This is a genomic window from Psychrobacter sp. FME13 (assembly GCF_014861395.1).
In the GTDB taxonomy this organism is placed as follows: domain Bacteria; phylum Pseudomonadota; class Gammaproteobacteria; order Pseudomonadales; family Moraxellaceae; genus Psychrobacter.
Map to the genome: position 1 here is coordinate 1 of NZ_RRYV01000141.1, position 8,316 is coordinate 8,316.

7 protein-coding genes are annotated in these 8,316 nt (G+C 40.9%); 5 read left to right on the forward strand and 2 right to left on the reverse strand.

Features of this window, described 5'->3' with window-relative positions:
* The 4 genes from pnuC to EI164_RS12950 form a co-directional block, all read left to right on the forward strand.
* Window positions 1-973 (forward strand): nicotinamide riboside transporter PnuC (gene pnuC / locus EI164_RS12935; RefSeq protein ID WP_225739289.1); only part of this gene is annotated, 973 nt, incomplete at its 5' end.
* A complete protein-coding gene (locus tag EI164_RS12940) occupies window positions 912-1,529 on the forward strand; it encodes an AAA family ATPase (protein WP_192520363.1) in 618 nt (205 codons plus the stop codon). The genes pnuC and EI164_RS12940, both read left to right, overlap by 62 nt.
* Window positions 1,530-1,700: 171 nt before the next feature.
* Window positions 1,701-3,179, forward strand: coding sequence for a cell envelope integrity protein CreD (gene creD, locus EI164_RS12945; RefSeq protein ID WP_192520364.1), 1,479 nt, complete (start codon window positions 1,701-1,703; stop codon window positions 3,177-3,179).
* A 778-nt stretch (window positions 3,180-3,957) separates the two neighbouring features.
* Window positions 3,958-4,878 carry a DMT family transporter gene (locus tag EI164_RS12950; protein WP_192520365.1) on the forward strand — a complete coding sequence of 307 codons (921 nt, stop codon included), beginning with the start codon at window positions 3,958-3,960 and terminating at the stop codon, window positions 4,876-4,878.
* A 199-nt stretch (window positions 4,879-5,077) separates the two neighbouring features.
* Here the strand turns inward: EI164_RS12950 and EI164_RS12955 are convergent, their stop codons facing one another.
* Entirely contained in the window at window positions 5,078-6,139 is a 1,062-nt protein-coding gene (locus tag EI164_RS12955) for a hypothetical protein (RefSeq protein ID WP_192520366.1), read from the reverse strand.
* Between the two features lie 215 nt (window positions 6,140-6,354).
* The gene (locus EI164_RS12960) at window positions 6,355-7,644 is read right to left on the reverse strand and encodes a hypothetical protein (RefSeq protein ID WP_225739290.1); all 1,290 of its coding nucleotides are present in this window, start codon (window positions 7,642-7,644) and stop codon (window positions 6,355-6,357) included.
* A gap of 270 nt (window positions 7,645-7,914) precedes the next feature.
* Between EI164_RS12960 and EI164_RS12965 the strand changes: the two genes are divergently transcribed.
* Window positions 7,915-8,244, forward strand: a complete 330-nt coding sequence (locus tag EI164_RS12965; RefSeq protein ID WP_192520367.1) for a hypothetical protein — start codon at window positions 7,915-7,917, stop codon at window positions 8,242-8,244.
* Window positions 8,245-8,316 lie beyond the last annotated feature (72 nt).

The following is an 8,316-nucleotide window of genomic DNA, read 5'->3' on the forward strand; positions in this document are numbered from 1 at the left end:
GAAATTCACCTCCACCCTAATGTCGGGTGGAGTCCTCTTTCGCTTTTTTGATAGTCGATCCACTCTAAAAAATACAGCGATACGGGTTACAGTTTGCGTAGCCTCTGTCTGCGCAGGCACAGAAAGCAAGAAAAATCTAAGCCGTATTGAGTGGTTGTGCCTCTTTTGTTTAGGACTGACTATACAAGCTAATATTTGGAAAATGCTAATGGCAGAACTTCTCAACTGGCTATTTGGACAGTACGCTGACTACACCACTTTATTCATCGTCCTCGAATTGATTGCCGTTATATTTGGTGTCGCAAGTGTATTACTCGCCAGCAAAACCAAGGTTTTGGCATTTCCTGTTGGGCTAGTGAGTACCGCGATATTTGTGTACTTATTATGGAAGTGGCAGCTGTTTGGTGATATGTTCATCAATGCCTATTACAGTATCATGAGTATCTATGGATGGATTAACTGGTCAAAAAACAAAGAAAATAAGAAACTACCAGATTATTCCGCCCAAACTAGCCAGCAGCAGGATGCATTGTTAAAAAACAATAATGCTCAAAATAGCATCCAAGTTGAACACTTACATATAAAAGATGTACCAATACTAACTGCACTGGCCTCTGCTACCGTTGCTTTCGTCGCTAGCATTTATTATTTCCGTCCAGTGATTAACAATGGCTTTAGCTTTGACGGTGCCGTGCTTGGTCTGCATTTATTCACTTGGGTCGACTATACTGACATGCTCACCACGGCACTTTTCTTAATGGCGATGTGGCTCATGGCCCGACGTAAAATTGAGCATTGGTTACTGTGGATCATCGCTGACGCTATTTCTGTGCCTTTATACTTTTATAAAGGTTTTACCTTTACCGCAGTACAGTATGTAGTTTTCACTCTCATCGCAATCTGGGCTTATTATGAATGGCAACGACGCTATCGTACACAACATGGCACACAACCTCATACAGCGCACACCTAAATCAGTCACTACAATTGCGGTACTAGGTGCAGAGAGTACGGGGAAGACGACGTTGTGCCGCGATTTAGCGACTCATTTCGATAGCCTTTGGGTACCAGAGTACATGCGTACCTATCTACAAGACAAATGGGATAAAAAGCAACTGACTTGTACGTGGGATGACCTGCTCCCTATCGCACAAGGCCAGATAGCATTAGAAAACAAACTCGCCATACAAGCAGCTGAAACGTCACAAGGCGACCATTATCTGTTTTGTGATACCAGTCTGTTTGAGCTAATGGCCTACGCTAATTGGTATTATGACGACTGCCCTACTGAGTTGACTCATGCAGCATTAATACACCATTATGATTTAATATTATTGACCGACGTCGATACGCCGTGGGTAGCTGACGACTTACGCGATAGTCCACACCAGCGCGATGAGATAAGTGCTTATTTTGCAAACCAGTTGACCCATCATAAGAAACCGTTTCATCGCATCGGTGGTAATAGAGAGCAACGAGTACAACAAGTAGCTAACTGGCTGTCCCACACAAACTCTACTTCACGTTAGTAAAAATTGTTGTGGCAATTTTTAGTCACACAAAAACACAAGCCTGTTATTTTCCACACACTTTCCACTGTTCTTACATATTTTTTCTTCATCCCTCCTCTATCCTTTTCTTTAAACCTGCTGACTGTTGTATTGACAGTTTTGGATTAAAGACTCATATGAGGGACTCCCATGCAAAAAACACTATTAATTAAACTATCCATCATCGCGGGGCTGTGCGTTCTGTTTGCCGTTGGTCTCAATATGATCGGCTCGGTCATCTACGAAAGACAGAACTATGCAGAATCTGTCGTCAAAGAAATCACTCAACAACACGTTGACCCACAAGAAATCATCACACCATTTATCGCCATTCCTACCACAGTAACACCTGAATGTCAGACGCAAGTGCCAGATTTGATCAGTGACTGCGCCGCCTCATACCCAAGCGTTGAGACCTTATTTGCCTCGCAAACTCAATCAGCGCAAAACCTAAAAGTAAGCACCGATACCTATAAACGCGGTGTTTATCATGCGACTAGCTACAATGGTGAGGTTAAATTTGATCAAAATTACTCATTAGACAACCAGCTCTTAAACTCATCGAACCAAAACCTAAGTGAAACAAGTACAGTAGCCATAGCGAATCAAGACAATATAGTTCCAGAGCAAACCCTCACACACTGGAATAAGGCAAAGTTGATTATCCCTGTGTCTGACCTACGCGGCCTTGCGACGTTGCCTACAGTGACGATCGGCAAACGTGAACTAAAAGCGACCTATCCGCAAGCTACCATGATTAAAGGCTTAACTTACGTCGAAGTTGCACTTACTCAGGAGCTATTAACACAGCTGAACGGTATTGTGGTTCATGTGCCTTTATCTGGTATCAGTAATATCAATACTGTACCGACTGGACAAAACTTCGAGCTGACCATGCAGAGTAACTGGCACGCACCAAACTTTATTGGCACAGCACTACCAAATATCAAAAACTTTACCCAAAAAGGCTTTGATGCCAAGTGGCAAAATCAATACCTCACGATGGCTAACAACCAGCGATTATCACAATGCTTGAGTATTCCCCATAAAGGATGCGCTGTCGTTAGTAGTGCTTATCTAGATACGAACCGTTACGCTTCTGAAGTCAGTAATAGTATTGATGCAGCAGCAGAAAGCGGTGTACCTAACAGTATCAGACTCAGCAGCTTTGGCGTTAGTTTTGCCGAGCCTAATGACGTCTATCTACAAACTCAACGAACCATGAAATACGCTCTATTACTAATCCTAGTATCGTTTGGCACTTTTTTCTTATTTGAAGTGATTAAATCTAGCCGTATTCACCCAATTCAGTACCTATTGGTCGGTTGTGCGTTATTTGTCTTTTATGTGTTATTACTGCCATTAGCCGAGCAGATAGTGTTTTGGAAAGCGTATGCCATTGCCGCTAGTGCCTGTGTTGGTCTTATTGGCTGGTATACCTATTATGTGCTGGGTGGTGTAAAACGTGCGGTCATCTTTACTGCCACACTGGCAGGATTGTATGCATCATTTTTTGGCATTCTTACCACAGAAGACATGAATTTATTACTGGGTGCTGTATTCTGCTTTGTAATACTCGCCTGTGTGATGGTCATGACTCGTAAAGTTGACTGGTATAAAGTCGCTTAAACTTATCAAGGTAGACAGAATCTATAGTCGATTCACTATAAAGCACATATAGTGATACTGGATACATCTTGCCCAGCCTCTGTCTATACAAGCACTGCAAGCAAGCAAAATGTATCCAGTACCTTATCGTTCAATTTGTATCGTTCAATTTGTATCGCTTTTATTTAAGACTGGCTGTATTAACTTTTACATCACAAAGATCTGGGCTGTTCTAAACCCGACTATTTGGTCCTGCCTAACTATGTGGTTAGGCAAATTTAGCACAGCCTAATTCCTCTTATCAGACAGCTATATCGCTATTAAGCAACGCCTCCTTTGTCTAATGCTCTACAAAAACAAAAATACTCCTTTCCAGTTCTGACAGTCGCTATCGATATGGTGATATTTCATCAACCATCAAAACAAAATGGCAAAACACTTATCCAATCCATGCTATCGTTTCTGACGTGTATTTTTTATTTGACCAACTTAACATTCGTTAAATTAGCATTGATTAAATTTAGTTCAAACTTTGAGGAAATGTGTTGTTATTTGTCTAAAGCTTCATTCACAATCCTTATCTCCCATGCAACTATCGTTAGTCCAATTTAAAAAAGATTTTTCGTTATAAGTACGACAAAATGTCGCTTTCTGTGACGCTGGTTCCATTCAGTTTGAGATTGATAGTCATCATTTTTGCTAAAAAACCAGGCACTGTGATAACAGCATAGACAAAAAAACACAGACAAAACCCTTTGTTATATATATTAAAACCCACTTATTCATAGTAGGAATTATTGTGAAAGCCACGCTTTATACTGTTATCGCACTGATCGCCTTTGCCGCAAACTCTCTTTTTGGAAGAATGGCGCTAGCAGAGGGTTATATAGATGCCTGGAGCTTTACCATCATGCGTTTGGTCAGTGCGGCTGTCTGTCTAGCTATCATCATGACGGTTTACACTTACCGCTTACGACGTCGGGTGACAAAGGTAGAAAACGCCTCCTATGAAGCCATTTTAAATGACAAAGGCAGTTGGCTTAGTAGCATAAGTTTAGTGGTTTATGCATTGTGTTTTTCGATCGCTTATGTGGAGTTAGATACGGGTACTGGTGCACTGATTTTGTTTTCAGCGGTGCAGCTCACGATGATTGGTTGGGGCATTTATAAAAAAGAGCAACTAAGCGCCTTGCAATGGGCAGCCTTCATCGTTGCGGTAATCGGGTTTGTCTACTTGATGCTACCCTCAGCGGCAGTGCCTTCACTATCGGCAGCGACGCTGATGGCAATCAGTGGTGTGGCTTGGGGTGTTTATAGCATCTGTGGCAAGTCCTGTATATCACCGCTACGCGCCACAGCGTTTAACTTTATCAGAAGTCTGACAGCCGTTCCGATGCTATTGTTCATCGCTATGCTCTATCTAGATGATATCGGCTTGGAAAACATCAATATAAGCGATATCACTATTACAGGCATACTGCTGGCATGTGCATCAGGGGCGCTCGCCTCAGGCATGGGTTACAGTATCTGGTATATGGCGATGCCACTGTTAAAAAACACCCAAGCTGCTGTGGTACAACTTTGTGTGCCTGTGCTTGCGGCCATACTAGGTGTGGTGTTTTTATCCGAGCAATTAACCATGCAATTCGTGGTGGCAAGCACGGTCATATTAGGTGCGGTGTTGGTGTTTATTTTGAATAAGAAAGCAGTAAAAGTTTAAAAATGACAATTGGATCCAATTATAGGCGCACATTGCACACACATCTTTTGAAATAAATCGTTTAAGACAGGCCACTGTATATAGTTGAGTTCGAATAATTTCGATACAAGGAAACCGAGTGCAAGCGATACATTAGTATGGTGAGCGAGGATGACGATGTAGCGGATTTATATGGATTTGACTATACTCGCATTTTCATCTAAGCAATCACTAGCATTACGTACAATATCGAGCCGATAAACCATGTCGCATTCACTGCTATGCCTGAGTACCATTTCAGTTTGACCTTTGTGTTTTTATTATCAAAGGCGGCTTGGCGCTCTGCAGTGACAGGCAACACATTATATGGGTTATCTTTTCCATCCCACATGAGCCGACGCTGCACTTCAGGGTGCAGTGCGGGGTTGGCACTGGATTGATAAATATTGCCTTCAGCTAGATCTAAGTAGCTGACCGTACACGCTCTCAACCAACCCATAACCGTCACTTCATGATGCAGACCAGTTAAGCCTTTGCCTTTCTTATCTTGAGCGATGTCAGCACAAGCCAATAGCGAGGTACTGATATCTGTCGGACAAGCGTGAGCGTATCTTGGATCAAGCGGTAGCTCGTCTGCTGGACGTTCCATATAGATACGAATAAACGTCCACTGATCATAAGGGTTTAGTTGCATGTCTTCAAAGTTAATAGATAAGCTTGGCTCTCCTGTTGCCTCATCTATTACATGTAGATTAAGCACTTCATACACTAAACCCTCATTACGCCTTATGGAGGCTGTGATGTCTTTGTAATTTATTAGATGAAGGATAGGCTTCTGCTTACGCTTGTGCTCATAATAAGCAAGCTGTTGTGTTTGTTTCAGTAGCAATATTTTGTGGTAGCGAGATTGCTTTCTTTTAAGTTGCTTTAGAGTAAAAAATGCACCGAATGATAAGATTGATATCAGTATCATCAGCATTATTATTAATGAAAGACCAACAATATCGAAAGGGCTTAAAAAAACATAATCATATATAACTGCCAACAAGAAAAATATATTCTGCCCACCTAACCATGCACCACAATAAGACGCTAAAAGCCATACATTTTGGATAGAGTTAATACTGGGATGAAATAATAAATAGTCTGGATTGACCTCATGAATAAGTGAACTTAATCTATTAATACTGACATTTTTTTCTTTAAAGTTAGGAATGTCGCCCTCATAAGGGCGACTGATTATTTTACCGACAGGAGGTACGGGAGGAAGCGGTAAAAACATATTGGAACTCAATCAAGGTTTATTGTCAGTTAGTGGATTTTTATTAAGCATTATATGCAACCATCCCTCAATATAACAGACTAAAGTTAAGTAATATCGCAATCAACCATTTGCTGTTCATTTGCTAGTTTTCACTATCAAAAGCCAAAGATATTAATCCATCGACCCTAGTTAATAGTTAGTGATGGCTTTATGCCCGTGTGCTATTGAGCCGATTAGCCACACCATTTAAGACCATTCTGAAAAACAACTCCTTTTGTTGCAAGGAAAAATAGGTAAAAAGACCCTAACATAATAAAAAAGGCAGCAACCTTAATAGTGTCTAGCTGTCTATTAACTACCCTAGCCAACGCTATCATCCATTTGGAATCTGCGAACATAAACAAACACAGTATTTGCATACCAATAGCCTGTAATAACTGCTGATAAATAACTGCTCCACAGGTTTGTTCAACAAAGAGAAAAATGATTACATCTACGATAATAATAATAAAAAATGCATCTCTACTCCATAGTTGACGACTTTTATCGTACCGAATCCTTTTTACCTTGATATAGTCAATATCGCTTTGATTATCCAACTGATTGGTTTCATTGAGATACCAAATGATTTGACGTTTATTTTTGCGTATCTGCTTACCGATCTGAGGCATCACGTCGCCCAATTGGAAGTACCGCGGTGCTTCATTCTCTGGTGACCACCAAAAACCCGTCTGTGGACACGGCTGTAGGGAATAACAACACAAGTGTGTCGGCTCGACATTCTGACTACTGCCGCCGCTATTTGCGATGCGCTCAACAAGCATCCAAGTGACAGGTGCATCACCAACCGCTTGCATGGTTTCAGGATCATAACCGACGTAAGCTTCATTTGCTAACATGCCATCCAATAACACTTGAGCACTAGCATCTGCTCTACTAGGTACATAAATACCTGCCACAGGGACGACTTCATCTAACTCAACAGTATACTGAGGGTTTAATCGATAGATAGGCCAGGATTCGGGTGGGTTAAGTGGTCCTCGCGATTCAGTCGTATATTCTTCAATTAAACTGCCCATTAGCCAACCAAAATAGCTGGTTATTTTCATATTAAAAGCACGCGTGCTTGCTTCTCTCTCCCACTTATCATAATCCAGTTGTTGCTGCTCTGACATCCAGTCGATGTGATAATCCATACTGATCGCGCGAAAATCGCTCTCCACATTACCGCCATAGCCTATTGCTGCTAAGTCTCCTTTTAATAGCTCTTGATAACCGGCGTCAAGACTGTCTAGAGTGCTACGCAAGTTTGGCAGTACCCGCTCGCCCCACACTATGTCAGGCTGCATATTGATAGGCTGATTGCGATAGTCGCTAGGTAAATCGCTCATGAATAGTTCTAAAGCGTATTCAGCAGCTTCTAGCATATTTGCAAAAGCATCACGCATCTCTTTAAAGTAAGCGGGTGAGCTATAGCGCTCTAATAGGTAAATCTCTTGTGGTCTTATTACGTATTTATGCATAGGACAGTTGGTATTCCTTTGTTTCTAATTTTACACCGCTCACTGTTTTGAGCTATAAATCACGATTTCACCCGACCATTAAAACCGTTGATCTTCCTACAAAAGTCAACTTTATAGCCATTTATATGAGTTTGTTATTTGTGGAAAAAGATTAAAAAAACTGTTTTCTTGTATATTCACATTATAATATATATAATATTCATTATTGCGAACCTATTAGAGTAGGTTTTCTCTACGCGTGATTATCAAAATACCTTGGGAGAAACTAACATGATTCGTTTAAGCTACACTCTCAAATGCTGGATGTTAGGTATTACTTATTTTTTAGTGTTTTATTTTATGGTCGTCATGAGCGATCCTAGCTTTAGCAAATATATTTATATGTTAGCATTAAGCACTTTACTATTTCCTATTGCTAAGCGAGCTATCGACGTAGCAGCAGAGTCTCTTGTACCAAACATTACATTGTTCAACGGACTACTGTCATCCTTGTTTATCAACGTTATCATTTGGCTATGCACACCGTTTATTGTAGCGCTAACAGTAATTACATTTATATTTTATAGTATGGGTGTGATGACAGAACGTGTTCGTCATTAATCTCTATAAAAATAAATGGTGGTGTTCTAAAAAGTATGCTGGCATCAGACGTAGCCATAATTGATGTAAAAG